Here is a 24,818-nt window from a genome sequence, read left to right on the forward strand (position 1 = left end):
GGAGACACCATGACCGACGCCCCCGCCCTCGACCGGCGCCACGTCCCCGCGGACCTGCCCGATCGCATCCGCCACTACATCGACGGGCAGTTCGTCGATTCGCAGGACGGCGACACGTTCGACGTGCTCGAGCCGGTGTCGAACGAGGTGTACGTCCAGGCATCCGCCGGCAAGAAGGCCGACATCGACCTCGCCGTCGCCGCCGCGAAGCGCGCGTTCGACGAGGGCCCGTGGCCGCGGATGCTGCCCCGCGAGCGCTCGCGGGTGCTGCACCGCATCGCCGACATTGTCGAGTCGCGCGACGCGCGCCTGGCAGAGCTCGAGTCGTTCGACTCGGGGCTGCCGATCACGCAGGCGCTCGGGCAGGCCCGCCGCGCCGCCGAGAACTTCCGCTTCTTCGCCGACCTGATCGTCGCTCAGGCCGACGACGCCTTCAAGGTGCCGGGCCGGCAGATCAACTACGTCAACCGCAAGCCGATCGGTGTCGCGGGCCTCATCACGCCCTGGAACACGCCGTTCATGCTCGAGTCGTGGAAGCTCGGCCCGGCCCTCGCCACCGGCAACACCGTCGTCCTCAAGCCCGCCGAGTTCACGCCCCTGTCGGCGTCACTGTGGGCCGGGATCTTCGAGGAGGCAGGTCTTCCTGCCGGCGTCTTCAACCTCGTCAACGGACTGGGTGAGGATGCCGGTGACGCACTCGTCAAGCATCCGGACGTCCCGCTCATCTCGTTCACGGGCGAGTCGAGCACGGGCCAGTTGATCTTCGGCAACGCAGCCCCCTACCTCAAGGGCCTGTCGATGGAGCTCGGCGGCAAGAGCCCCGCCGTCGTCTTCGCCGATGCCGACCTCGGCGAGGCGATCGACGCGACGATCTTCGGGGTGTTCTCCCTCAACGGCGAGCGCTGCACGGCGGGCAGCCGCATCCTCGTGCAGCGCGAGGTCTACGACGAGTTCGTCGAGCGCTACGCCGCACAGGCGCAGCGTGTGAAGGTCGGCTACCCGCACGACCCCGCGACCGAGGTCGGCGCGCTGGTGCACCCCGAGCACTTCGAGAAGGTCATGAGCTACGTCGAGATCGGCAAGGGCGAGGGCCGGCTCGTCGCCGGTGGCGGCCAGCCGGAGGGCTTCGCGTTCGGCAACTTCGTCGCCCCGACGGTCTTCGCCGACGTCTCCCCCGACGCCCGCATCTTCCAGGAGGAGATCTTCGGGCCGGTCGTGGCGATCACGCCATTCGACACGGACGAGGAGGCCCTCGCGCTGGCGAACAACACGAAGTACGGCCTCGCCGCGTACGTCTGGACCAACGACCTCAAGCGCGCGCACAACTTCGCGCAGGCCGTCGAGGCCGGCATGGTGTGGCTGAACTCCAACAACGTGCGCGACCTCCGCACCCCGTTCGGCGGCGTCAAGGCCTCCGGACTCGGACACGAGGGCGGCTACCGCTCGATCGACTTCTACACCGACCAGCAGGCCGTGCACATCACGCTCGGCAAGGTCCACAACCCCACCTTCGGCAAGAACTGACCCCACCCCATGACGGTCGCAGCGCTCCTCGCCCCAGCGACCGGTGGTACACGAAAGCAAGGACGCTGACATGACCAACCGCCATGACATGACCCTGACCTCGTCGGGCTACTACGTGAGCGCCGAGGCGCCGATCCACTCCGACAACCCGGTCGCGACACCCGCGGCATCCCCGCCCGACATCCTGCGCTGCGCGTACATGGAGCTCGTGGTGACCGACCTCACGGCATCCCGCTGGTTCTACGTCGACGTGCTCGGCCTGTACGTCACCGAAGAGGACGACGAGGCGATCTACCTGCGCTCGACGGAGGAGTTCATCCACCACAACCTCGTGCTGCGCAAGGGACCGATCGCGGCCGTCGCGGCGTTCAGCTACCGCGTGCGGTCGGCGGAGGACCTCGACCGCGCGGTCGCGTTCTACACCGAACTCGGATGCCGCGTCGAGCGCCGCCCGGAGGGATTCGTGAAGGGCATCGGCGACTCGGTCCGCGTCGAGGACCCGCTCGGCTTCCCGTACGAGTTCTTCTACGAGACGACGCACGTCGAGCGGCTGAGCTGGCGCTACGACCTGCACACGCCCGGCGAGCTCGTGCGCCTCGACCACTTCAACCAGGTCACCCCCGACGTGCCGCGCGCCGTGCGCCACTACCAGGACCTCGGCTTCCGCGTGACGGAGGACATCCAGGACGAGGCCGGCACCGTCTACGCCGCGTGGATGCGCCGCAAGCCCACCGTGCACGACACCGCCGCGACCGGCGGCGACGGCCCGCGCATGCACCACGTCGCCTTCGCGACGCACGAGAAGCACAACATCCTCGCGATCTGCGACAAGCTCGGGGCTCTCCGCCGCTCGGACGCGATCGAGCGCGGCCCCGGCCGCCACGGTGTCAGCAACGCGTTCTACCTGTACCTGCGCGACCCCGACGGGCACCGCGTCGAGATCTACACGCAGGACTACTACACCGGCGACCCCGACAACCCGGTCGTCACGTGGGACGTGCACGACAACCAGCGCCGCGACTGGTGGGGAAACCCCGTGGTCCCGTCGTGGTACACCGAGGCCTCCCTCGTGCTCGACCTCGACGGCAACCCCCAGCCGGTCGTCGCCCGCACCGACGACTCCGAGATGGCGGTCACGATCGGCGCGGACGGCTTCAGCTACACCCGCCCCGGTGAGGACTCGATGCCCGACTACAAGAAGGGCGAGTACAAGCTGGGGCACCAGCTCTGATGCTGACCCCCGACCAGATCGCGCAGATCGCCGACGAGCTCGCCGAAGCCGACCGCACGCACGGCGTGATGCCGCGGATCACGGCCCGCTACCCGGAGGCGACCGTGGAGGACGCGTACGCGATCCAGGCGATCTGGCGCGACCGCATGGTCGCGTCGGGCCGGCGTCTCGTCGGGCGCAAGATCGGGCTCACCTCCAAGGCGATGCAGCAGGCGACGGGCATCACCGAGCCCGACTACGGGGTCATGTTCGACGACACCGTGTACCCGTCGGGGTCGGAGATCGAGGCGGCGCGGTTCTCGAACGTGCGCATCGAGGTCGAGCTCGCCTTCGTCCTGAAGACCCCGCTCGCGGGCCCGGACTGCACGCTCGAGGACGCCCTCGCCGCCGTCGATTACGCCGTGCCGGCGCTCGAGATCCTCAACTCGCACATCGAGCTGGAGGGCCGCACGATCGTCGACACGATCAGCGACAACGCCGCGTACGGCGGGATGGTCCTGGGCGACGTCCACCGCCGGCCCGACGAGATCGACCTGCGGTGGGTGCCGGGCGTCCTCAGGCGCAACGGCGAGATCGAGGAGACCGGGGTCGCCATGGGCGTGCTCGGGCATCCCGCCACCGGTGTCGCGTGGCTCGCGAACAAATTCGCGCAGCACGGTGCCAGACTCGAGGCGGGCGAGATCATCCTCGCGGGGTCGTTCACGCGGCCGATGTGGGTCTCGGCGGGCGACGAGGTGCACGCCGACTTCGGCCCGATGGGAGTCATCACATGCCGTTTCGTCTGAGCCCGACCTTCCGCGACCGGTTGGCCGCGGCATCCCGGCCCCTCGCCGGCGGCTGGGTGTGCTCGGGGTCGCCCCTCGTCGCGGAGATCATGGCCGGGTCGGGGCTCGACTGGGTGCTGATCGACATGGAGCACGGCCCCAACACGCTCGACACGGTGGTGTCGCAGCTGCAGGCCGTCGCCGGCACGACCGCGACGCCCGTCGTCCGGGTGCCGATCGGCGACGTCGTGACGATCAAGCAGGTGCTCGACCTCGGGGCGCAGAACATCCTCGTGCCGATGGTCGGCTCCGCCGCCGAGGCGCGGGCCGTCGTCGAGGCGGTGCGCTACCCGCCGCGCGGGCGGCGCGGGGTGGGGTCGGCGCTGGCGCGCTCCGCCCGCTGGAACCGCGTCGACGATTACCTGCAGAACGCGGATGCCTACGTGTCGGTGTTCGTGCAGGTGGAGACGATCGAGGCCGTCGACGCGGCCGCCGAGATCGCCGCCGTCGACGGCATCGACGGCGTCTTCGTCGGACCGAGCGACCTCGCGGCATCCCTGGGACTGCTCGGTCAGCAGACGCACCCCGAGGTGACGGATGCCGTGGCCCGCGCCTTCGCGGCTGTCATCGCCGCGGGCAAGCCGGTCGGGGTGAACGCCTTCGACCCCGCCGTCGCGCAGTCCTACCTCGATGCCGGCGCCGCGTTCGTCCTCGTCGGCGCCGACGTGGCCCTGCTCGCCCGCGGCTCGGAGGCCCTCGCCGCCCGGTGGATCCCCACCGCCGACGACACCCTCCGCGCCGGCTACTGACCGGGTTCGAGGAGCGCAAATGGCTCTCGACGCGCCGCCCCGGCAGCCATTTGCGCTCCTCGAAACGCCTGTGCACAACCTCGACGCCGCTCTCACCGATGGGTGCAGAGTCGACTCATGGATGGTGAACAGCTCCCGGACCAGCTGGGTGACGGTTTCTCCGTGCACACGGCGAAGATGTACGGGGTCGGGCGCGGGCGCCTTCGCAGCGCCGATCTGCGGACGCCCTTCCACGGAGTGCGCATCCGAACGGAGGCCGATGCGCCCGTGGACGACAGTACGGATCTCGATCCCTTTCAGCTGCAGCGCCGCGACCGCGTCGCGCGAGCGCGCGACTACGCCCCACGGCTGCACACCGGACACTTCTTCAGCCATCACACGGCGGCTTCGATCTGGGGGGCGCCGTTGCCCCTCGAGCTCGACGACCACGGCGAGCCAGCCGTCGGTACGGCGCTGAGGCTGCACGTATGCGCACGCGGGGACACGCCGCTCCCCCGCGCAGCGGGGGTCACCCGCCATCGCACGCGGGACTCTTTCACCTCGATCTGCGACCACGACGGGCTGCGCGTCTCCACGGGAGCCGCCACTTGGGTATCCCTCGGGGAGCTGTCGGTCCACCAGCTCGTCGCGCTCGGCGACTTCTTCTGCCGTCGATGGCGTGCGGGCGTCGGTCGGCGCCATGCCGGGCGTCCGCCGCTGGCGACGCTGGACGAACTGCGCGAGGCACTGGACACCGGACGCCGACGTGGCGCGCACCGCTTGCGCACGGCCATCGAGCTCATCCGCGAGGACTCCTGGTCGCCGCGGGAGTCGGAGTTGCGCTGTCTGCTGATCGATGCAGGGCTTCCCGAGCCCGAGCTCAACATCGACGTCTTCGATAAGAGCGGGCGCTTCCTCGCGTGCGTGGATCTCGCGTACCGCGACCAGCGCGTCGCGGTGGAATATCACGGCGTGCAGCACAGCGCTCAGTGGGCCCACGACGTCGAGCGGGCCGCCGCGCTGCGGTCCGCCGGGTGGGTCGTCATCGAGGTCACCTATCCCTTACTGAAGGACCCTCGCCGCCTCGTCGCGCGCGTCGCCGCCGCGCTCGCGCGCTGACCTCGTTCGAGGAGCGCAAATGGCTCCGAGATCGCAGGTTCGGGAGCCATTTGCGCTCCCCGAAACGGCCGTCGGCGTGCGACCCTGAGTCCATGCAGCGCACCGTCAGCAGTCGCATCGTCCTCGACGTCTCGGCGCGGGCCGACCTCGTCTTCGCCATCGCGGTCTCGTCGGCGTACGCCCCGGCATCCGAGACCCTCACCGCCCGCCTCGACGGCGAGCCGGTCCCGATCCGCGAGCTCGCCGACGCGCACGGCACGCGCCTGCACCGTCTCGACGCGCAACCCGGCCGGCTCACGGTCGACTACGCCGCGACCCTCGACGGACCCGCCGCAGCGCTCGAGACCGACGAGACGGAATTGCTCGTCTACGGCCGTCCCAGCCGCTACGCCGAGTCCGACGCGCTCGCCCCGACGGCCGCGGCCGAGTTCGCCGGCATCGACGACCCCGTCGCGCTGCTGGCCGCCGTCTCGTCCTGGGTGGGCACGCGCCTGGCCTACGTCAGCGGATCGAGCCTTCCCACCGACGGCGCGACCCGGACGCTCCTGAACCGCCGCGGCGTCTGCCGCGACTACAGCCACCTGTGCGTCGCGCTGCTGCGCGCCCGCGGCATCCCGGCGCGCCTCGTCGCCGTCTATGCACCGGGCCTTGACCCGATGGACTTCCACGCGGTCGCCGAGGCGTGGGTCGACGGAGCCTGGCGCGTCGTCGACGCCACGACGCTCGCGCCGAGGCAGAGTCTCGTCCGCATCGCGACGGGGCGGGATGCCGCGGACACCGCGTTCCTCAGCGTCATGAGCGGCCGCGCCGACCTCGCCGAGCTGACCGTCACGGCGACCGTCGACGCGCTCCCGGCCGACGACGTCCGCAACCTCGTCTCGATCGGGTGACGTCAGGGGACGGCCGTGCCATCCTGAACTCATGAAGAGCTGGATCGTGCGCTTTGCGTCGCTGTACGTGTTCAACGTCGTCGTGCTGCTCGTGATCGGGCTGCTCACGCCCGCGCACGTCGGCTGGGCCGTCATCTGGGCGGCGCTCGTCATGGCGCTGGCGGAGCTCGTGGTGCGACCGCTCGTCACGAAGGCGTTCCAGTCCGCAGCGGCGAGATCGGCCGGCGAGCGCACGAAGACCGGCGAGTGGCCGGTGCAGGCGGTGATCGTCCTCCTCGTCGCGGCGATCGTCTGGCTGATCACGGTGCTCCTGTCGGGCGTCGACCTCGGGGGCAGCTGGTTCTGGGCGTTCGTGCTGCCGCCCGTGATCATCACGATCGGCTGGTTCGTCTACGCACGCGTCTCGGGGCGCCTGGAGAAGACCGCGGGCGACCTCTACGACCGGGCCGACGCCAGCCTGAGCGCGAGATCCGGCGCGGATGCCGCGGCCACGACCCCCGCTGCCGCCGCCGGCCGTCAGGAGCTGAACGACGGCCTGACGCCGGAGCAGCGCAAGATGCTCGACGACCTCGGCAAGAGCTGAGCGGGCGCGATCGCGCCGGGGTGCACCCGCGTGCGGTGTCCGCCGCGGGGTGCCCGGGTTCCATACCCGCTGGGATGAAGACCTCGTAACAAAGCGACGCCCGAGGCCCTCGCCACCACGCGTTCGCGCGAGGATGGGAAAGCCGGCTCGTCCACAGCATCCGACGCGCCGCGTGCACCCACACCCGGAGGTCCTTCCATGACGCGTCCTGCCCTGCGCACCGCCCTCGCCGCCACCGCGGCCGCCCTCGCCCTGCTCGTGACCGGCTGCGCCTCCGGCGGTGCGGCACCCGCGGCATCCGGCAGCGATGCCCCCGCGGTCTCCGACGCCGGCTACGTCACCCCCGGCAAGCTCACGATCGCGACCGGTGAGACGGCCTACGAGCCGTATGTCATCGACGACGACCCCGCCTCCGGCAAGGGGTTCGAGGCGGCCGTCGCCTATGCCGTGGCCGCCGAGCTCGGCTTCGACAAGGCGGATGTCGTGTGGGTGCGCACCTCGTTCGAGTCGGCGATCGCTCCGGGGCCGAAGAACTTCGATTTCAACATCCAGCAGTACACGATCACCGACGACCGCAAGCAGGCCGTCGACTTCTCCTCGCCCTACTACGAGGCGAGCCAGGCCGTCGTCGCCCTCAAGGGCAGCAAGGCCGACGGCGTCACCGACATCGCGGGCCTGAAGCCCCTGCTGCTGGGCGCCATGACCGGGTCGACGAGCGCGACGACGCTCGAGAAGGCCATCGCGCCGACGACCGCACCGCGGCTGTACGCCTCGAACGAGGACGCGCGCGCGGCGCTGGAGGCCGGCCAGATCGACGCCATGGTGCTCGACACGCCCACCGCCTACGTGGCCGCGAACTTCTACATCGAGAACTCGCTGGTGGTCGGGCAGCTCCCCGCCGCGGGCGTGCCCGACCAGTGGGGCCTGCTGCTCGCGAAGGACTCGCCGCTGACGGCCAAGGTGACCGCCGCCGTCGACACGCTCCGCGAGAACGGCACCCTCGAGAAGCTCCAGTCCGAGTGGCTCGGCGTCTTCACGGACGGCATCCCGCAGCTGCAGTGACCGACTCGGGTAGCGTCGTCGGCGTGACCGGCCACACGCCCAGCGCGCTCGAGCTCGATCGCCGCGCGTTCCGGCGCGGCCGAGAGCGCCGCTCGGTGCTGATGGCGGTCGCCTCGACGCTCGTGTTCGCCGCGATCGTGTGGGTCACCGTCATCAACACGCCCGGCTGGACGAAGGTGCAGGAGACGTTCTTCGACCCGGCGACGGCGTGGGAGGCGCTGCCGAAGGTGTGGGACGGGTTCCTGCTCAACCTGACGGTGCTCGGGATCTCGGTGTTCACGGTGGCGATCGTCGCCCTGCTCGTCGCGGTGCTGCGGACGCTGCGCGGCCCGGTCTTCTTCCCCGTGCGGGTGCTCGCCGCCGCCTACACCGACCTGTTCCGCGGATTCCCGTTCATCATCGTCCTGTACCTCATCGGCTACGGCGTGCCCACCATCCTGAACCAGCGCGTCGATGTCGTGCTGCTCGGGGTCATCGCGGTGACGCTCACCTACTCGTCGTATGTCGCGGAGGTCATCCGCGCCGGGATCGAGGCCGTGCACCCCTCCCAACGCCTTGCCGCCCGCGCGCTGGGACTCGGCTACGCGCAGACGCTCCGGCGCGTCGTGCTGCCGCAGGCCCTCCGCAAGATGACGCCGCCGCTCATGAACGACTTCATCTCGATGCAGAAGGATGTGGGGCTCATCTCGATCCTCGGAGTGTTCGACGCGCTCGCGGCCGCCCGCTCGGCGACCGCCCTGAGCTACAACTTCACGCCGTATGTCGTCGCCGGCATCCTGTTCGTCCTCCTCGCGATCCCGACGATCCGGCTGGCCGACTGGTACACCGCCGGGCTGCGCGAGCGCGAACAGTCGGGGGCGATCCTGTGAGCGCCGTCGACCCGGAGGCGGCGGTGCTGCCCGCGCCGGTGCTCCGGGCCGACGGCGTCTGGAAGGCCTTCGGTGACCGCGAGGTGCTGCGCGGCGTGTCGGTGTCGCTCGAGCGGCATCAAGTCGTGGCGCTGATCGGAGCATCCGGCTCGGGAAAGTCGACTCTGCTGCGCTGCCTCGGCCTGCTCGAGCCGATCGACGACGGGCAGATCTTCCTCGGCGACGAGGACATCTCCGACCCGCGTGTGGACGGCAACCGTGTGCGCGCCCGGCTGGGTGCGGTGTTCCAGAGCTACAACCTCTTCCCGCATCTGTCGGTCCTCGACAACGTGACGCTCGCGTCGCGCGTCGTGCACCGCATGCCGCGGAAGGATGCCGAGGCCCGCGCGCTAGACCTGCTCGCGCGCATCGGGCTCGGCGACTACGCGCGCGCGCATCCCGATCGGCTGTCCGGCGGCCAGCAGCAGCGCGCGGCGATCGTCCGCGCGATCGCGACCGACCCGGAGGTGCTGCTGCTCGACGAGATCACCTCGGCGCTCGACCCGGAGCTCGTCGGCGAGGTGCTGGAGCTCGTGCGACAGCTCGCCGCCGACGGCGCGACGATCCTCATGGCCACGCACGAGATGGCGTTCGCCCGCGACGTCGCCGACCGTGTCGTGTTCCTCGATGCCGGGACGATCGTGGAGGAGGGCGCCCCGGCATCCGTCTTCGGCGCCCCGCAGCATCCCCGCACGCGCGAGTTCCTCGCCCGCGTCACCGCCTGAGCGCGGTCGGTTGCGACGTTTCGTCTCGTCGCTGCGCTCCTCGCTCAACGACCGGCGGCGCGCCCGCCGACCGGTCGTTGAGCGAGCGAAGCGAGACGAAACGACGCCGTCAGGACAGGGAGCGCTCGGCGGCCTCGACGACGTTGGTCATCAGCAGGGCGACCGTCATCGGGCCGACACCGCCGGGGTTCGGGGACACGAAGCCGGCGACCTCCGCGACATCCGGCGCGACGTCGCCGTAGACCTTGCTCTTGCCGGTCTCGGGGTCGGTCTCGCGAGTCACGCCGACGTCGAGCACGGCAGCGCCGGGCTTCACGTCCGCCGCCTGCACGATGTGCTTGACGCCCGCCGCGGCGACGATCACGTCGGCCTGCCGCAGGTGGTGCGCCAGGTCGGTCGTCCCGGTGTGGGTGAGGGTCACGGTCGCGTTGATCTCCCGGCGCGTGAGCAGTAGCCCGATCGAACGGCCGATCGTGACGCCGCGGCCGACGACGACGACATCCTTGCCCTTCAGGTCGTAGTCGTTGCGGAGCAGCAGCTCGATGACACCCCGCGGCGTGCACGGCAGCGGCGTCGTGATCGGACCGTTCACGTTCAGCACGAGGCGCCCGAGGTTCGTCGGGTGCAGGCCGTCGGCATCCTTCGCCGGGTCGATCCGCTCGAGGATCGCATCGGTGTCCAGGTGGCGCGGCAGCGGCAGCTGCACGATGTAGCCGTGGCAGGCCGGGTCGGCGTTGAGCTCGTCGATCAGCGCCTCGACCTGCGCCTGCGTGGCATCGGCCGGCAGCTCCCGCTGGATCGAGTTCATCCCGATGGCCTCGGACTCGCGGTGCTTCATGCCGACGTACAACTGGGATGCCGGGTCGGCGCCCACCAGCACGGTTGCGATCCCGGGGGTGATGCCCCGCGCTCGCAGCGCCGCGACGCGCTCGCGCAGCTCGTTCTTGATCTCCGCCGCGGCGGCCCTGCCGTCGAGCCTCTGTGCCGTCATGGTTCCTCCCGGAATGGATTGTCGTCGGATCGCCCCGCCGGATCCGCGAGAGAACAACTCGGCGCCCAGAGGACGGGTGTTACCCGTACTCTCGGCGCGCCGTTGTTCTCTCGCGGTCGAGGAGAGGGCAGCGGATGCTGCCGGGCGGGCGCTACTGCTGCAGGCCGGGGTACAGCGGGAAAGCGGCGGTCAGCGCGGCGACGCGGGCGCGCAGCGCCTCGAGGTCCGCGCCGGGCTGCAGCGCGAGTGCGATGACGTCGGCGACCTCGGTGAATTCGGCGTCGCCGAACCCGCGGGTCGCGAGCGCCGGCGTGCCGATGCGCAGGCCCGACGTCACCATCGGCGGGCGCGGGTCATTCGGGACGGCGTTGCGGTTCACCGTGATGTGGATCTCGTGCAGCAGGTCTTCGGCCTGCTTGCCGTCGATCTCGGCGTCGCGCAGGTCGACGAGCACGAGGTGCACGTCGGTGCCGCCGGAGCGCACGGAGATCCCGGCATCCTTCACGTCCTGCTGCGAGAGGCGCTCCGCGAGGATCGCGGCGCCGCGCACGACGCGCTCCTGGCGCTCGCGGAACTCCGGCGTCGCGGCGAGCTTGAACGCCGTCGCCTTCGCGGCGATGACATGCATGAGCGGGCCGCCCTGCTGACCGGGGAAGACGGCGGAGTTGATCTTCTTCGCGATGTCGGCGTCGTTCGTGAGGATGAAGCCCGAACGCGGACCGCCGATCGTCTTGTGCACGGTCGACGACACGACGTGCGCGTGCGGCACGGGGCTCGGGTGCAGGCCCGCCGCGACGAGACCCGCGAAGTGCGCCATGTCGACCCACAGGAGCGCGCCGACCTTGTCGGCGATCTCACGGAAGCGCGCGAAGTCGAGCTGACGCGGGTACGCCGACCAGCCCGCGATGATGACCTTGGGGCTGTGCTCGACGGCGAGGCGCTCGACCTCGTCCATGTCGATGACGCTCGTCTCGGGGTCGACGCCGTACGCGACGATGTTGTACAGCCGGCCGGAGAAGTTGATCTTCATGCCGTGCGTGAGGTGCCCGCCGTGGTCGAGCGACAGGCCGAGGAGCGTATCGCCGGGGCGCGCGATCGCGTGCAGGACGGCGGCGTTGGCGGATGCCCCGGAGTGCGGCTGCACGTTCGCGAACTCCGCCCCGAACAGCGCCTTCGCCCGCTCGATCGCCAGCTCCTCGGCGACGTCGACCTCTTCGCAGCCGCCGTAGTAGCGGCGACCCGGGTAGCCCTCGGCGTACTTGTTCGTCAGCACCGAGCCCTGCGACTGCAGCACCGAGACAGGCACGAAGTTCTCCGAGGCGATCATCTCGAGGTAGCCGCGCTGCCGCTCGAGCTCACGCTCGAGCACCTGGGCGATCTCGGGGTCGACCTCGCCGAGCGGGGCGTTGAAGTACGGGTCGGTCATGGCGGCTCCTCCGGCTGGTGCAGTGGTTACGGGTTCCCGCGCGCGGCGGTGAAACCACGGCCGACCCAGGCGAACGGTCGATTGCCATGTGGTCGCTCCCCGGTGGTGACCCACCTCAACGCCAGTCGCGACCCTGCGAGCATAGCGGATCGGGCGCTGATAGGCTGGCCGCACCCGGTTTGTTAGGAGTCCTAACTTGAGCGTCCCCGCCCTCGTCCCGCTGCCCGCTTCTGTCGTGGTCGCCGATGCTCCCGGACTCCCCCTGACGCCCGCCACCACGGTCTCCGGCCCCGACGCCGACCTGCTTCGAGCCCTGGTCGCCACGCGGACCGGTATCGAACTCCACGGATCTGACGCGAAAGCTGGCGAAAACGGCTCAGAAATCACTTCCCGTGCTCGGATCGAAGGAGTTAGCCACAGCACCCCCGCCATCACCCTTACTGTCGCCCCCGGTGGCGCGCCGGAGTCGTACCGCATCGCGGTCGACGGCACATCGGCCGCCGTCACCGGTGCCGACCCCGCGGGGCTGTTCTACGGCATCCACACCCTCGTGCAGCTGATCCGGCCAGCCGGCGACGGCTGGGAGATCCCCGCCGTCGTCATCGACGACGTCCCTCGCTTCGCCTACCGCGGCGTGATGCTGGACGTCGCCCGCCACTTCCACCCGGTCGCCACCGTCACCGCCTACATCGACCGTGCGTCGAGCCTGAAGTTCAACCATCTGCACCTGCATCTCACCGACGACCAGGGGTGGCGGCTGCAGCTGCGGTCGCGCCCGGCACGATCGGCCAGTACTGGGGCTACGTCGCCCCCACCGACGGCATGGACGAGAAGGCACGCGGCTTCGTCCGCGGCGGCGGCCGGCTGATCATGTCGCCCGCCGACGCGATCTACCTCGACATGAAGTTCGACGCCAGCTCCCCGCTGGGGCTCACGTGGGCGCGCGGCGTCACGAGCGCCGAGCGCGCGTACGCGTGGGACCCTGCGGCGGTGATCGAGGGCGTGACGGATGCCGACATCCTCGGCGTCGAGGCGCCGATGTGGACCGAGACGGTGCGCACCCTGGACGACATCGACGCGCTCGCCTTCCCGCGGATCGGTGCTGCGGCGGAGGCCGCCTGGTCGCCGGCCGCCGGCCCCGACGGCGAGCGCACGTGGGAATCGTTCCGCACCCGCGTGGGCGCCCTCGCTCCGCTCTGGGCGCGTTCCGGCATCCGATTCACCGCCCTGCCGGGGATCGACTGGGCCCGCGAAGACTGACAGGATCCGTGCATGACCACCGTCCTGCATTCGCTGCGTCTCGTCGATGACGGCTTCATCACCGACGACGCCTGGGTCGCGTTCGCCGACGGCGTCGTGCTCGCCCGCGGGACCGGTGCGTCGTGGCGCGAGATGCCGGTGGCCGAGACCGTCGACGGCGGCGGTGCGTACCTGACCCCAGGGTTCGTCGACATCCACGGTCACGGCGGCGGCGGCGCCGCGTTCGACGACGGCGCCGAGGCGATCGCGACCGCCCGTGCCGTCCACCGGGCGCACGGCACGACCCGCGCCGTGCTGTCGCTGGTGACGGCGTCGATCGACGATCTCGCCGCGCGGGTGGGCGTGATCGCCGACCTCGCCGAGCGCGACGCGACGATCCTCGGCTCGCACCTGGAGGGGCCGTTCCTCGACGTCGGTCACAAGGGCGCGCACACCGAGGGTCTGCTGCGGGCGCCGGATGCCGAGAGCATCGCACGCCTGGTCGACGCGGGCCGCGGCACGGTGCGCCAGGTGACCCTCGCCCCGGAGCTTCCGGGCGGCCTTGCGGCCACGGCGCAGTTCGTCGCCGCCGGGGTCGCCGTCGCGGTCGGCCACACCGCCGCGACCGAGGACGAAGCCGCGGCCGCCTTCGATGCGGGCGCGACGCTGCTCACCCACGCGTTCAACGCGATGCCCGGCATCCACCACCGCGCGCCGGGGCCGATCGTCGCGGCGATGCGCGACGAGCGGGTCACGCTCGAAGTGATCGCCGACGGGTTCCACGTGCATCCGCATGTGATCGCGTTGGCGTTCGCGCAGGCGCCGGGCCGCATCGCGCTGATCACCGACGCGATGGCCGCCGCCGGTGCCGCCGACGGCCACTACGAGCTCGGCGGCCTGGCCGTGACCGTGATCGACGGTGCCGCGCGCCTCGACGTCGGTGGCGCGATCGCCGGCTCGACCCTCACGCAGGATGCCGCGCTCCGGCTCGTCGTGGCGGGCGGCCTGCCGCTGCCCGCCGCCGTCGCGGCGCTCACGACCGTGCCGGCGCGCGCGATCGGCGTCGAGGGGCGGTACGGCTCACTCCGCCCGGGCGCCGCCGCCGACGCCGTGCTGCTGGATGACGCGCTGACTGTCGCGGGGGTCTGGGTCGACGGCATCCGCATCTGAGGGGCGATCGCGTCACCCGCGCACCACCGACCACCGCGAGGACTCTCGCGAGGTGAACGGAGGGCGGCAGCGCCCCCGCGCTGCCGCCCTGCCTGCCCCCTCCGGCGCCGCGACGCCTCCCCCGAGGTGCGCGGCCGCCGCGTGGCGGTCGGGCCGAACCGGTGTCGGAGCCGACGCCCCCTCCGCGTCGGCGATCGCCCCCGCCGAGACGGAGAAGCCGTCGCGTCGCCGCCGTCGCGCCTGACTTCTCCCCCGCAGTCCGCCGCTCTCGCCCCGTCGGCACCGAACGGCGCCGCGTAAACTGGGCTCATGTCCGAACTGCCGCACGTCCGACCGAGCGCGCCCGAGGCGCCCCGTGCCGCTGACGCGTCCCCGGGACTCCCCGCCGGCACGCGTCCCGCGCTCGACGCTGTCGACGTGCTGGCGTTCCTGTGCGAGCTGTTCGCGTTCGGCACGCTCGCAGTGTGGGGGTTCACGGCGTGGCCGTTCCCGTGGAACATCGCGGTCGGCATCGGCGCCCCGGTGATCGCGATCCTCCTCTGGGCGCTGTTCGTGTCGCCACGCGCGGTCATTCCGGTGCACCCGTTCGTGCGGGCGCTCGTCGAACTGCTCGTCTACGCCGCCGCGACGATCGTCTGGTGGACGAGCGGCAACGCGTGGATCGGCCTGGCCTACGCCGTCGTCGCCGTCACCGTGGGCCTCGTCGCCGGCCGCCGACGCCTGGCATGACCGACGTCGTCGCCGCGCTCCGCGCTCAGCTCGGAGATCGCGTCGACACCGATCCCGACCTGCTGGAGCGGGCGCGCGCCGACAAGTCCGGGCACGCCGCCGCCGGAACCCCGCTGGCCGTCGTGCACGCGGCATCCGTCGACGACGTGCAGGCCACGATGCGCATCGCCACCGCGACCGCGACGCCCGTCGTGGTGCGGGGCGCCGGCACGGGCCTCGCGGGGGCAGCCAACGCCGGCGCGGGCGAGATCGTCCTGTCGGTGCGCGCAATGACCCGCATCCTGGAGGTCCGCCCCGACGACCTGCTCGCCGTCGTCGAGCCGGGCATCCTCAACGCGGACCTCAATGCCGCCCTCGCCGCGCAGGGCCTGTGGTGGGCGCCCGACCCGGCCAGCCGTGACATCTCCACCGTCGGCGGCAACATCGCCACCGGCGCCGGCGGGCTGCTGTGCGCGAAGTACGGCGTCGTCCGCGACGCGGTGCTCGGCGTCGACCTCGTGCTCGCCGACGGGCGGCTGCTGCGCCTCGGGCACCGCAGTGTCAAGGGCGTCACCGGCCTCGACCTCACGTCGCTCGTCATCGGCTCGGAGGGGACGCTCGGCGTCGTCGTCGCGGCCACACTCAAGCTGCGTCGCCTCGTCCCCGGCCACGCGCGCACGCTGACCGCGACCTTCCCCGACGCGCGGGCGGCCGCCGCGGGCGCCGCCGCCGTCACGGCGTCGGGCGTCCAGCCGGCGATCATGGAGCTGATGGATGCCGCGTCGCTCGCGGCTGTCCACGCGCTGCTGGGTCTGGAACAGGTGACACCGGGGCGCGCGCAGCTGACCGTGCAGACCGACGGCGCCGCGGCGGATGCCGAGGCGGAGGCGATCGCGGCGACGCTCGCCGCCGCCGGCGGAACCGTGCGCCTGGCCGCCGACGACGCGGAGGCGGAACTGCTGTGGCGCATCCGCCGGTCGATGCACCCCGCGATGGAGACCCTCGGGACGACGCTCATCGAGGACGTCTCGGTGCCGCGCAGCGCCCTGCCCGCGATGTTCGACGAGATCGCCCGCGTCGAGCGCGAGCACGGCGTGCGCATCCCCACCGTGTGTCACGCCGGCGACGGCAATCTGCATCCGAACTTCGTGTTCTCCGGCACCGAGGTGCCGCCGGAGATCTGGGCCGCGGCCGACGACCTCTTCCGCGCCGCGCTGCGGCTCGGCGGCACCCTCACCGGCGAGCACGGCGTCGGCGTGCTCAAGCGCCGCTGGCTGCGCGACGAGCTCGGCGACGATCAGTGGGAGCTGCAGCGTCAGATCACGCGCGTGTTCGACCCCGCCGGCATCCTGAACCCGGGCAAGGTCTTCGACCGCTAAACGGCCCCGACGCGACCCGGGCAGCACGGCCCCAGACGCGACCCGGGCAGAACGGCCCAGACGCGACCCGGGCAGAACGTCCCGGCGCGCCGAAAGCAGGCTGAACCGGCCCCAGCGGCCCCGAACACGGCCGCCCGCGTCGATCCAGCCTGCTTTCGAGACCGGCGGCACCGCCACCGGCCGCGCCGCCACCGGCGGCGCCGCCACTGGCCCAGACGCGACCCGGGCAGAACGTCCCGGCGCGACCCGGGCAGGACGTCCCGGCGTGCCGAAAGCAGGCTGAACCGGCCCCAGCGGCCCCGAACACGGCCGTCCGTGTCGATCCAGCCTGCTTTCGAGACCGGCGGCACCGCCACCGGCCGCGCCGCCACCGGCGGCACCCGAGACGGGCGGCACCGACACCGCGTCCGGGCGTCGCGCTTACAGGCCCTGCCAGGCGGGCTTGTTCGCGAACGCGTAGCGGTAGTAGTCGGCGTGGGCCAGCTGCGAGGCGGCGGCCTCGTCGACGACGACGGTGGTGTGCGGATGCAGCTGGATCGCCGATCCCGGCAGCGAAGACGTCACGGGACCCTCGACGGCACCCGCGACGGCGGCGGCTTTGCCCTCGCCGAACGCCAGCAGGAACAGGTGCCTCGCCTCGAGGATCGTGCCGAGGCCCTGCGTGATGCAGTGCATCGGCACCTCGTCGACGGAGTCGAAGAAGCGCGCGTTGTCCTGCCGGGTCTGCTCGATGAGCGTCTTCACGCGGGTGCGCGAGGCGAACGACGATCCCGGCTCGTTGAAGCCGATGTGGCCGGAGGTGCCGATCCCGAGGATCTGCAGGTCGATGCCCCCGGCATCCGCGATCGCCCGTTCGTAGTCCTCGCCGGCGTGCGAGATCGTCTCGAGCGCGCCGTTGGGGGTGTGGATGCGTTCGGGGTCGAGCCCCAGCGGTTCCACGACCTCCTTCGTGATGACCGACCGGTAGCTCTCCGGGTGGTGCGGGTCGATGCCGACGTACTCGTCGAGTGCGAACCCGCGCACCCGCGACACGTCGACCCCGGCCAGGCGGGGGCGCAGCGCCTCGTACACCGGCAGCGGCGTCGACCCGGTCGCCAGCCCCAGCACGGCATCGGGGCGTGCGGTGATGAGCTTCACGATCTCTTCGGCGACGAGCTCCCCCGCCGCCGCAGCGGACGGGACGATCACGATCTCAGCCATGGACGACAGCCTCCTGCTCGTTCGTGTCGGAGCCGACGAGCCAGACCCGCAGCTCCGCTGCTGCGGGGGTGCCGCTGGACTCGCCGCCGGTGCCTCCGGCACATCCGGCGAGAACGACAGCCGAAGCGCCGAGGAGCGCGAGGGCTCCGAGCTTCTTGTTCATGGTGTCTTCCTTTGTCTCTCTTGGTGGTTCCCGGGGCCGGGTGACCCATCCGGGGGATGAGGGGTGTCAGGACACCCCGAGCTGTCCTGACAGGACCATGACGGCCGCGCCGCGGAGGACGATGTCCTCGCCTTGCGTCGTCATTCGCACCTGCACGCCGTCATGGAACTGGGCGAGCGTGCGGGCACGCAGCGTCTCGACGGTCGCCTGCGCGAGGGTCCCGTCGAGAAGATCAGGGATGCCGGAGAGCACGATCTCCGACAGGTCGAGGGCGCCGACGACCGGCGCGAGGGCGATGCCGAGGCGATCGCCGGCGTCGCGGAGGATGGCGTCGCGGTCGGCGCCGGACTCGGCCAGGCGCGCCTCGAGGGCGGGCACGGACAGCCACGCCTCCAGGCAGCCGATCTTGCCGCAGACGCAGACCGGTCCCCCGTCGGTGCCGACGGTGACGTGGCCGATCTCCCCGGCCGCGAAGCGGCTGCCGCGCAGGGGCTGACCGCCCGCGAGCAGGCCCGAGCCGACGCGGCGGCCGACGCGCACCACGAGGACGTCGTCGGCGGCGCCGCCGAAGGTGTACTCGGCCAGCACCGCCGCATTGGCGTCGTTGGCGACGAGGACCGGCAGATCCAGCCGGGCGCGCAGCGCCCCCTCGACGTCGACATCGGTCCAACCGAAGTTCGGCGCCGTGAGCACGACGCCGTGATCGTCGACGACACCCGGCGTTCCGACGCCGATGCCGAGGACCGGCGCGTGGGCGTCGGCGACCAGGCGGGATGCCAGTTCCACGACCGCTTCGACGACGTCGGCGGTGTCGGCGGGCACCGGCGCGTCGTGGCGGGCGACGATCTCGCCGTCGAGGGTGAGCACGGCGCCGAGGAAGCGGTCGGTGCCCGAGAGGTCGAGCCCGACGATGCGGTGGCCTTCCCGGTCGAGATCGACGAGGATGGCGGGCTTGCCGGGTCCGGTCACCTCGCGCAGGCCGCGCTCGGCGACGTAGCCGTCGTCGATGAGCTCTGCGACGAGGTCGGAGATGGTCACGCGCGTCAGGCCGGTCTCGCGCGACAGGTCCGCGCGCGACATGGCACCCTGGTGGAAGAGGGTCCGCAGCACGAGCGATCGGTTGTGCGCCCGCGCGTACTCGGGCAGCACCTTGGCGGCGTGGCGCATCCCGCGTCCGCTGCGCTGCAGATCCGATCTCGACATGATTGTTAGTACACCTTACGAACAAACGGACTGCAAGCCGTGCAGCGTACTTGGCAGGAGCGTCTACAAAATCGTTACATTCGAGAAATCCGTCCGGATGCCGGCCGTCGCGGCCCTGTTCGCCGCCACCCTTGCCCTCGGGGCGTGCGCGGGATCGACGCCGGAGCCGTCGCCCTCCCCCACCTCTTCGGACACGCAGACCGTCGCCGAGGCATGCGACACCGTCCGCGCCGGCGTGGATGACGCCGTCACCCAGCTGCGGGCCATCGACCCCGGCGATCCCCAGGCGGCGGTGACGGCGCTGTCGGGCGTCGCCGACCGACTCGGCGCCGCCGCGGGAGCGGTCGGCAACGCGGATGTCGCCGCGCTCCTCCCCGAGCTGCAGCAGGGGTTCGCCGCGGCATCCGAGACCCTCACCGCCATCGCCGGCGGCGACCTCTCACAGCTGCCGAAACTGCAGCAGATCACCACCGACATCCAGGACGGCTTCACCCGCTTCGCCGAGCTCTGTACCACACCGTGACGACGATCGGCGCCGATCCCGTACCATTGAGGGGCGCGGGAGCGCAGAACACGGGGGTGTCGCGGTGACCGATCTCGCCACGAAGAACGAAGCCGACGGTGGGGCGGAGCCCTCGGCGTTCGCCGACACCACCGCAACGACGGCCGCAACGGCCGTGCTCGATCACCCGGACGCACCCGCCGCGCCCGGCGCGCTGACGCCGGGAAGTTCCGGCGACGGCGCCGCGCCCGTGCAGTGGGCTCCGGCCGAGCCCGCGCCCAAGAAGAAGCGGCTCTGGCTGTGGATCGGCGCACCGGTCGCGCTCGTGGCCGCCGGCGCCGTCGCGGCTTCGCTCGTGCTGATCGCGCCCGGGACGGCCGTCGCCGGCGTGCCTGTGGGCTTCATGACTCCGGGGGCGGCGACCGACGCGATCGATCAGCGCCTGGCATCCACATCCCTCGTCCTCGGCGACGGGGGCCCGACGGTCACCGGCGCCGACCTCGGCGCCACGGTCGACGCGGCCGCGCTGGCATCGGCCGCATTCGACGAGCGGCCGATGTGGAACGTCACGCAGTGGTTCGGCGACGCTGTCGACGCGCCGATCACCCTCGACGCCGACGCCGCCACGGCCGCGCTGCGCGCCGCCGTGCCCGCCGCCTTCACCGATCCGACGCCGGCCGCCGTCTCGTTCGACGGCACCGCGTTCGTCGTGACCCCCGCCGTCGACGGCACGGGCATCGATGTCGACGCCGTCACCGCCGCCCTCCACGACGCCTTCGTCGCGGGCAAGACCTCGGCCACGATCGACCTCACCTCGAGCCCGGTCGCCTCCCCGGCGACGACCGAGAAGGCGCAAGCCGCCGCCGACCAGGCGAACGCGATGCTCGCGAACATCGGCTTCTACGTCGGCGACGAGCGGACGGTGCCGGTGGATGCCGCGACCGCCGCGAGCTGGCTGACGATCACCCCGGCCGCCGACGGCGACTTCACGATCGCCGCGGATGCCGCGAAGATCCAGCCCGTCGTCGACACGCTGGCCTCCCTCGTGAACCGCGATCCCGTCAACGGCACGGTCATCACGAACTCCGACGGCACCGTGCTGGAGACCACCGTTGCCGGCGCCGACGGGCGCGTCCTCGGCGACACGAGCGGCGTGGCGAACGACTTCGCGAACCAGCTGGCTTCGGGCAACGGCGCGTACGCGCTGCCGGTCGAGGTCACCCCGGCGGTCACCACGACGCTGCAGCGGCTGCTGGAGGTCGACCTCAGCGAGCAGCGGCTGTACCTGAAGGAGAACGGCAACGTCGTCGACTCGTGGGCGATCTCCAGCGGCGAGTCCCGCTCCCCCACCATCACCGGGCACTACCGCGTCAACAGCCACTACCGCGTGCAGACGATGAGCTCGACGTCGGCGACCGATCCGTACTGGAACTACGAGGTCCCCAACATCGAGTGGATCATGTACTTCAACGGCAGCCAGGCCTTCCACGGCGTGTACTGGCACAACAACTTCGGCACGCCCATGAGCCACGGCTGCGTCGGCATGCCCAACTCCCGCGCGAAGCAGATCTACGACTGGTCGCCCAACGGCGTCGACGTCTGGATCCACGCCTGAGTCGGGAGCGCCAGCGACGAGCCGAAACCGCTCCGCATCGCGTGCACGACCGAAGAGGGCGGATGCCGCAGCATCCGCCCTCGTGTCGTGCGCTCGTCAGAGTGCGTCGATCACCGCGTTCAGGGTCTGCGACGGGCGCATGACCTGAGCGACCTTCGCCTCGTCGGGGTGGTAGTACCCGCCGATGTCGACGGGGTGGCCCTGCACGCCGTTGAGCTCCGCGACGATGGTGGCCTCGGCATCCGCCAGCTGCTGCGCGATCGGCGCGAAGGCCGCGGCCAGCTCGGCGTCCGCCGTCTGGCGCGCGAGCTCCTGCGCCCAGTACAGACCGAGGTAGAAGTGGCTGCCCCGGTTGTCGATCGTGCCGAGCGCGCGGCCCGGCGAGCGGTCCTCTTCGAGGAACGTGCCGGTCGCGGCATCCAACGTGTCGGCGAGGATCTTCGCCTTCGCGTTGCCGGTGAACTCCGCGAGGTGCTCGAAGGATGCCGCCAGCGCGAAGAACTCGCCCAGGGAATCCCAGCGGAGGTAGTCCTCCTCGAGCAGCTGCTGCACGTGCTTCGGGGCGGACCCGCCCGCACCGGTCTCGAACAGGCCGCCGCCGGCGAGGAGCGGCACGATCGAGAGCATCTTCGCCGACGTGCCGACCTCGAGGATCGGGAACAGGTCGGTGAGGTAGTCGCGCAGCACGTTCCCGGTGACCGAGATGGTGTCTTCGCCGCGGCGCAGACGCGCGAGCGTGTACGTCGTCGCTTCGGCCGGCGGGAGGATCACGATCGTGATGTCGTGGGTGTCGAGCGTCGCGAGAGCCTGGTGCACCTTGCCGATGAGCTGCGCGTCGTGGGCACGGTTGACGTCGAGCCAGAAGACGGCGGGGACGCCGGTCGCCCGCGCGCGGGTGACCGCGAGGCGCACCCAGTCCATGATCGCGATGTGCTTGGTCTGGGTCGCGCGCCAGATGTCGCCCTGCTCGACGCGGTGCTCGATGAGCACGGTGCCGTCGGAGTCGAGCACCTCGACGACGCCGTCGGCGGGGATCTCGAACGTCTTGTCGTGGCTGCCGTACTCCTCGGCGGCTTGCGCCATGAGGCCGACGTTCGGGACGGTGCCGATCGTCGCGGGGTCGAGCGGGCCGTTGGCGATGACGTCGTCGATCACGGCCTGGTAGACCCCGGCGTACGACGAGTCGGGGATGACGGCGATCGTGTCGTCCTCGCCGCCGTCCTTGCCCCACAGCTTGCCGCCGTTGCGGATGAGCGCGGGCATCGAGGCGTCGACGATGACGTCGGAGGGCACGTGCAGGTTCGTGATGCCCTTGTCACTGTTGACGTAACTGAGGCGGGGACCGTTCTCGAGGTCCTGGGCGATCTTCGCCGAGATGGCGTCGCCGCCCTCGATCTCGCCGAGACCGGCGAGGATCGCGCCGAGGCCGTTGTTGCCGTTCAGTCCCGCCTCGGTCAGCTGCGCGCCGTAGGTGTCGAAGACGTCGGCGAAGAACGCGCGCACGACGTGACCGAAGATGATCGGGTCGGACACCTTCATCATGGTGGCCTTCAGATGCACCGAGTACAGGACGTTCTCGGCCTTGGCCTGGGCGATCGTGTCGGCCAGGAACGCGTCGAGCGCCTTCGCGGAGAGGAACGTCGCGTCGATGACCTCGCGCGGCAGGACCTTGAGGCCCTCCTTGAGCACCGTGACGGTGCCGTCGGTCGCGGTGTGACGGATCGTGAGGACGTCGTCGTGCGCGGCGATCCAGCTCTTCTCGTTGCTCTTGAAGTCGTCATGACCCATCGTCGCGACGCGCGTCTTCGAGCCGGCCGCGAACGCCTTGTTGCGGTGCGGGTGCTTCTTGGCGTAGTTCTTCACCGCGAGCGGCGCGCGGCGGTCGCTGTTGCCCTCGCGCAGCACCGGGTTCACCGCCGACCCCTTGATGCGGTCGTAGCGGGCGCGGATGTCCTTCTCCTCGACCGTCGACGCGTCGTCGGGGTAGTCGGGGATGTCGTAGCCCTGCGACTGGAGTTCCGCGATCGCGGCCTTCAGCTGGGGGATCGATGCCGAGATGTTCGGCAGCTTGATGATGTTCGCCTCGGGGAGCGTCGCGAGCCCGCCGAGCTCGGCGAGGGCGTCGCCGACCTGCTGCTCGGGGGTGAGGCGCTGCGGGAACGCCGCGAGGATGCGGCCGGCGAGGGAGATGTCGCGGGTGTCGATCTCGACGCCGGCCTGCCCGGCGAAGGCCTTCACGATCGGCAGGAACGACGCCGTCGCCAGCGCGGGAGCCTCGTCGGTGTGGGTGTAGATGATGGTGGACTCAGGCACGGATGATCTCTCTTTTCGAGCGTCGCGGGGTCGGATTCAGCCTACCGCACCACGCGAAAGTATCTCGACGTCAAGATATCTTCGCGCCCGCACGCCCCGGCATCCGCGAGACGGAACATTCGTGCCGAGACGGGACGTGGCGCACGCCGTCTCGTCATCGACGTGCCGTCTCGCGCAGCACCCGGGCCGCCCACTGCGCACGACCTATACTGCGCTGAGCAGGAAGGAACCGTCATGACCACCAGGAGCGTGCTCGCCATCGACGCCGGCCAGACCGGCATCAAGGTGCGTCTGGAGACCCCGAGTGTCCAGGACGAGCTCGTCTTCCCCGGCATCGAGACACACCGGCCGCTGCTCCCCCAGCTCGCGGACGTCGCCCGCGCCTCGCTCACCCAGACCCGGGCCACGCCCGCGCTGGTCACGGCGGGCGTCTCGGGGCTCACCGCGCGTGACGCCGACGCCGACGCGCTGCTGGCACTCGTCGCGGACACCGGCATCCGCGGCGCGATCCTCGCTCACGACTCCACGACCTCGTTCCTCGGTGCGCTCGGTGACCGGCACGGGGCGGTCGTGGCCGCCGGCACCGGCGTCGTCACTCTCGCGGTCGGCCCCCGGGCGACCGCGCGCGTCGACGGCTGGGGCTACATCATGGGCGATGCGGGTAGCGGGTACTGGATCGGCCGGGAGGCGCTGGACGCGGTGATGCGCGCGTACGACGGCCGCGGTCCGGCGACGGTGCTCACCGACGCCGTGCGCGAGCGCTGGCCCGACCTGTCCCAGGCGTACATGGCACTCCAGGCGGAGGAGGAACGCGTACGCATCGTCGCCTCGTTCGCCACGCCCGTCGCCCGCGCCGCCGACGACGGCGACGCGGGCGCCCTGCGCATCACGCAGGCCGCGGCGACCGAGCTCGCGAGGAGTGTGCGGGCGGCGATCGCCCGAGTACGCGACGACGACGAGCGGTTCGCCGTCTGCGCGCTGGGCGGCGTGTTTCGTTCGCGGTCCCTGCAGACGGCGTTCGAGGACGCCCTCACCGGTGGATCGACCGGCGACGACGTCGAGATCGTCCCCGCACGCGGCTTGGGGATCGACGGCGCTGTGGCGCTGGCCGATCTTTCGCCGGCCCACCCCCTGACGGCGGTGGTGCAGCGCGCAGGCTCAGCCTGACCGCGGGGGTGCCCGACGCGCTCGACAACGGGCGTGCGCCGCGGTGCGCCTGGTGCCTGGCGCCCACTCAACCGGCGCAAACTGCGGCGAAACCCCCGCGACAGCACCACTTGCGACGGATGAACCCCGGACGCCGCCCCGCACCCGC

The 24,818-nt window shown here is 71.4% G+C and carries 24 protein-coding genes and 1 riboswitch; of the genes, 18 read left to right on the forward strand and 6 right to left on the reverse strand.

The window, feature by feature from the left end; genetic code table 11:
- Window positions 1-9: 9 nt before the first annotated feature.
- The 10 genes from hpaE to JOD60_RS15510 all read left to right on the forward strand — a co-directional run bounded on the left by hpaE (window position 10) and on the right by JOD60_RS15510 (window position 9,594).
- Window positions 10-1,524 (forward strand): 5-carboxymethyl-2-hydroxymuconate semialdehyde dehydrogenase, encoded by a 1,515-nt coding sequence (gene hpaE, locus JOD60_RS15465; RefSeq protein ID WP_076691498.1) that lies wholly within the window; start codon window positions 10-12, stop codon window positions 1,522-1,524.
- Between the two features lie 70 nt (window positions 1,525-1,594).
- A complete protein-coding gene (gene hpaD / locus JOD60_RS15470; RefSeq protein WP_076691499.1) occupies window positions 1,595-2,755 on the forward strand; it encodes a 3,4-dihydroxyphenylacetate 2,3-dioxygenase in 1,161 nt (386 codons plus the stop codon).
- Window positions 2,755-3,540: a 2-keto-4-pentenoate hydratase gene (locus JOD60_RS15475; protein ID WP_076691500.1), complete on the forward strand. Its 786-nt coding sequence runs from the start codon at window positions 2,755-2,757 to the stop codon at window positions 3,538-3,540. Before hpaD ends, JOD60_RS15475 begins: the two co-directional genes overlap by 1 nt.
- On the forward strand, window positions 3,525-4,328 hold the full coding sequence (locus tag JOD60_RS15480; protein ID WP_076691501.1) for an aldolase/citrate lyase family protein: 804 nt from the start codon (window positions 3,525-3,527) through the stop codon (window positions 4,326-4,328). Before JOD60_RS15475 ends, JOD60_RS15480 begins: the two co-directional genes overlap by 16 nt.
- A 117-nt stretch (window positions 4,329-4,445) precedes the next feature.
- Window positions 4,446-5,426, forward strand: a complete 981-nt coding sequence (locus JOD60_RS15485; RefSeq protein WP_076691502.1) for a DUF559 domain-containing protein — start codon at window positions 4,446-4,448, stop codon at window positions 5,424-5,426.
- A gap of 92 nt (window positions 5,427-5,518) precedes the next feature.
- Window positions 5,519-6,316, forward strand: coding sequence for a transglutaminase-like domain-containing protein (locus JOD60_RS15490; protein WP_076691503.1), 798 nt, complete (start codon window positions 5,519-5,521; stop codon window positions 6,314-6,316).
- Between the two features lie 31 nt (window positions 6,317-6,347).
- Window positions 6,348-6,899, forward strand: coding sequence for a hypothetical protein (locus JOD60_RS15495; protein WP_076691504.1), 552 nt, complete (start codon window positions 6,348-6,350; stop codon window positions 6,897-6,899).
- Window positions 6,900-7,097: 198 nt separating this feature from the next.
- Window positions 7,098-7,961 (forward strand): ABC transporter substrate-binding protein, encoded by an 864-nt coding sequence (locus JOD60_RS15500; protein ID WP_076691505.1) that lies wholly within the window; start codon window positions 7,098-7,100, stop codon window positions 7,959-7,961.
- Between the two features lie 23 nt (window positions 7,962-7,984).
- Window positions 7,985-8,830 carry an amino acid ABC transporter permease gene (locus JOD60_RS15505; RefSeq protein WP_076692250.1) on the forward strand — a complete coding sequence of 282 codons (846 nt, stop codon included), beginning with the start codon at window positions 7,985-7,987 and terminating at the stop codon, window positions 8,828-8,830.
- Entirely contained in the window at window positions 8,827-9,594 is a 768-nt protein-coding gene (locus JOD60_RS15510; protein WP_076691506.1) for an amino acid ABC transporter ATP-binding protein, read from the forward strand. Before JOD60_RS15505 ends, JOD60_RS15510 begins: the two co-directional genes overlap by 4 nt.
- Before the next feature lie 109 nt (window positions 9,595-9,703).
- Here the strand turns inward: JOD60_RS15510 and JOD60_RS15515 are convergent, their stop codons facing one another.
- Entirely contained in the window at window positions 9,704-10,585 is an 882-nt protein-coding gene (locus JOD60_RS15515) for a bifunctional methylenetetrahydrofolate dehydrogenase/methenyltetrahydrofolate cyclohydrolase (protein ID WP_076691507.1), read from the reverse strand.
- 151 nt (window positions 10,586-10,736) lie between these two features.
- Window positions 10,737-12,011, reverse strand: a complete 1,275-nt coding sequence (gene glyA, locus JOD60_RS15520; protein WP_076691508.1) for a serine hydroxymethyltransferase — start codon at window positions 12,009-12,011, stop codon at window positions 10,737-10,739.
- A 56-nt stretch (window positions 12,012-12,067) separates the two neighbouring features.
- Window positions 12,068-12,150: riboswitch (ZMP/ZTP riboswitch) on the reverse strand.
- A 57-nt stretch (window positions 12,151-12,207) separates the two neighbouring features.
- Between glyA and JOD60_RS16870 the strand changes: the two genes are divergently transcribed.
- The 5 genes from JOD60_RS16870 (at window position 12,208) to JOD60_RS15540 (ending at window position 16,507) form a co-directional block, all read left to right on the forward strand.
- The gene (locus tag JOD60_RS16870) at window positions 12,208-12,879 is read left to right on the forward strand and encodes a family 20 glycosylhydrolase (RefSeq protein WP_232321635.1); all 672 of its coding nucleotides are present in this window, start codon (window positions 12,208-12,210) and stop codon (window positions 12,877-12,879) included.
- The gene (locus JOD60_RS16875; protein WP_232321636.1) at window positions 12,834-13,271 is read left to right on the forward strand and encodes a family 20 glycosylhydrolase; all 438 of its coding nucleotides are present in this window, start codon (window positions 12,834-12,836) and stop codon (window positions 13,269-13,271) included. The genes JOD60_RS16870 and JOD60_RS16875 overlap by 46 nt, the downstream gene beginning before the upstream one ends.
- Window positions 13,272-13,283: 12 nt before the next feature.
- Window positions 13,284-14,420 carry an N-acetylglucosamine-6-phosphate deacetylase gene (gene nagA / locus JOD60_RS15530; protein WP_076691509.1) on the forward strand — a complete coding sequence of 379 codons (1,137 nt, stop codon included), beginning with the start codon at window positions 13,284-13,286 and terminating at the stop codon, window positions 14,418-14,420.
- Between the two features lie 309 nt (window positions 14,421-14,729).
- Entirely contained in the window at window positions 14,730-15,149 is a 420-nt protein-coding gene (locus JOD60_RS15535; protein ID WP_076691510.1) for a YrdB family protein, read from the forward strand.
- Complete coding sequence (locus tag JOD60_RS15540; protein WP_076691511.1) at window positions 15,146-16,507, forward strand: FAD-binding oxidoreductase; 1,362 nt, start codon at window positions 15,146-15,148, stop codon at window positions 16,505-16,507. Before JOD60_RS15535 ends, JOD60_RS15540 begins: the two co-directional genes overlap by 4 nt.
- 420 nt (window positions 16,508-16,927) lie before the next feature.
- On the opposite strand, the gene JOD60_RS15545 is transcribed toward JOD60_RS15540, so the two are convergent.
- From JOD60_RS15545 to JOD60_RS15555, 3 genes are all read right to left on the reverse strand, one after another.
- Entirely contained in the window at window positions 16,928-17,707 is a 780-nt protein-coding gene (locus JOD60_RS15545) for a glucosamine-6-phosphate deaminase (protein WP_076691512.1), read from the reverse strand.
- Window positions 17,700-17,870, reverse strand: a complete 171-nt coding sequence (locus JOD60_RS15550; RefSeq protein ID WP_232321637.1) for a hypothetical protein — start codon at window positions 17,868-17,870, stop codon at window positions 17,700-17,702. The genes JOD60_RS15545 and JOD60_RS15550 overlap by 8 nt, the downstream gene beginning before the upstream one ends.
- A 66-nt stretch (window positions 17,871-17,936) precedes the next feature.
- Window positions 17,937-19,073: an ROK family transcriptional regulator gene (locus JOD60_RS15555; RefSeq protein WP_076691513.1), complete on the reverse strand. Its 1,137-nt coding sequence runs from the start codon at window positions 19,071-19,073 to the stop codon at window positions 17,937-17,939.
- A 97-nt stretch (window positions 19,074-19,170) separates the two neighbouring features.
- On the opposite strand from JOD60_RS15555, the gene JOD60_RS15560 reads away from it, so the two are divergent.
- Entirely contained in the window at window positions 19,171-19,596 is a 426-nt protein-coding gene (locus tag JOD60_RS15560) for a hypothetical protein (RefSeq protein WP_076691514.1), read from the forward strand.
- A gap of 64 nt (window positions 19,597-19,660) precedes the next feature.
- Window positions 19,661-21,190: a L,D-transpeptidase gene (locus JOD60_RS15565; RefSeq protein WP_076691515.1), complete on the forward strand. Its 1,530-nt coding sequence runs from the start codon at window positions 19,661-19,663 to the stop codon at window positions 21,188-21,190.
- A 96-nt stretch (window positions 21,191-21,286) separates the two neighbouring features.
- On the opposite strand, the gene JOD60_RS15570 is transcribed toward JOD60_RS15565, so the two are convergent.
- Window positions 21,287-23,503 (reverse strand): NADP-dependent isocitrate dehydrogenase, encoded by a 2,217-nt coding sequence (locus tag JOD60_RS15570; protein ID WP_076691516.1) that lies wholly within the window; start codon window positions 23,501-23,503, stop codon window positions 21,287-21,289.
- Between the two features lie 234 nt (window positions 23,504-23,737).
- Here JOD60_RS15570 and JOD60_RS15575 point away from each other — a divergent pair, with 234 nt between their 5' ends.
- On the forward strand, window positions 23,738-24,670 hold the full coding sequence (locus JOD60_RS15575; RefSeq protein ID WP_076691517.1) for an N-acetylglucosamine kinase: 933 nt from the start codon (window positions 23,738-23,740) through the stop codon (window positions 24,668-24,670).
- Window positions 24,671-24,818 lie beyond the last annotated feature (148 nt).

The organism is Microbacterium aurum (assembly GCF_016907815.1).
In the GTDB taxonomy this organism is placed as follows: domain Bacteria; phylum Actinomycetota; class Actinomycetes; order Actinomycetales; family Microbacteriaceae; genus Microbacterium; species Microbacterium aurum.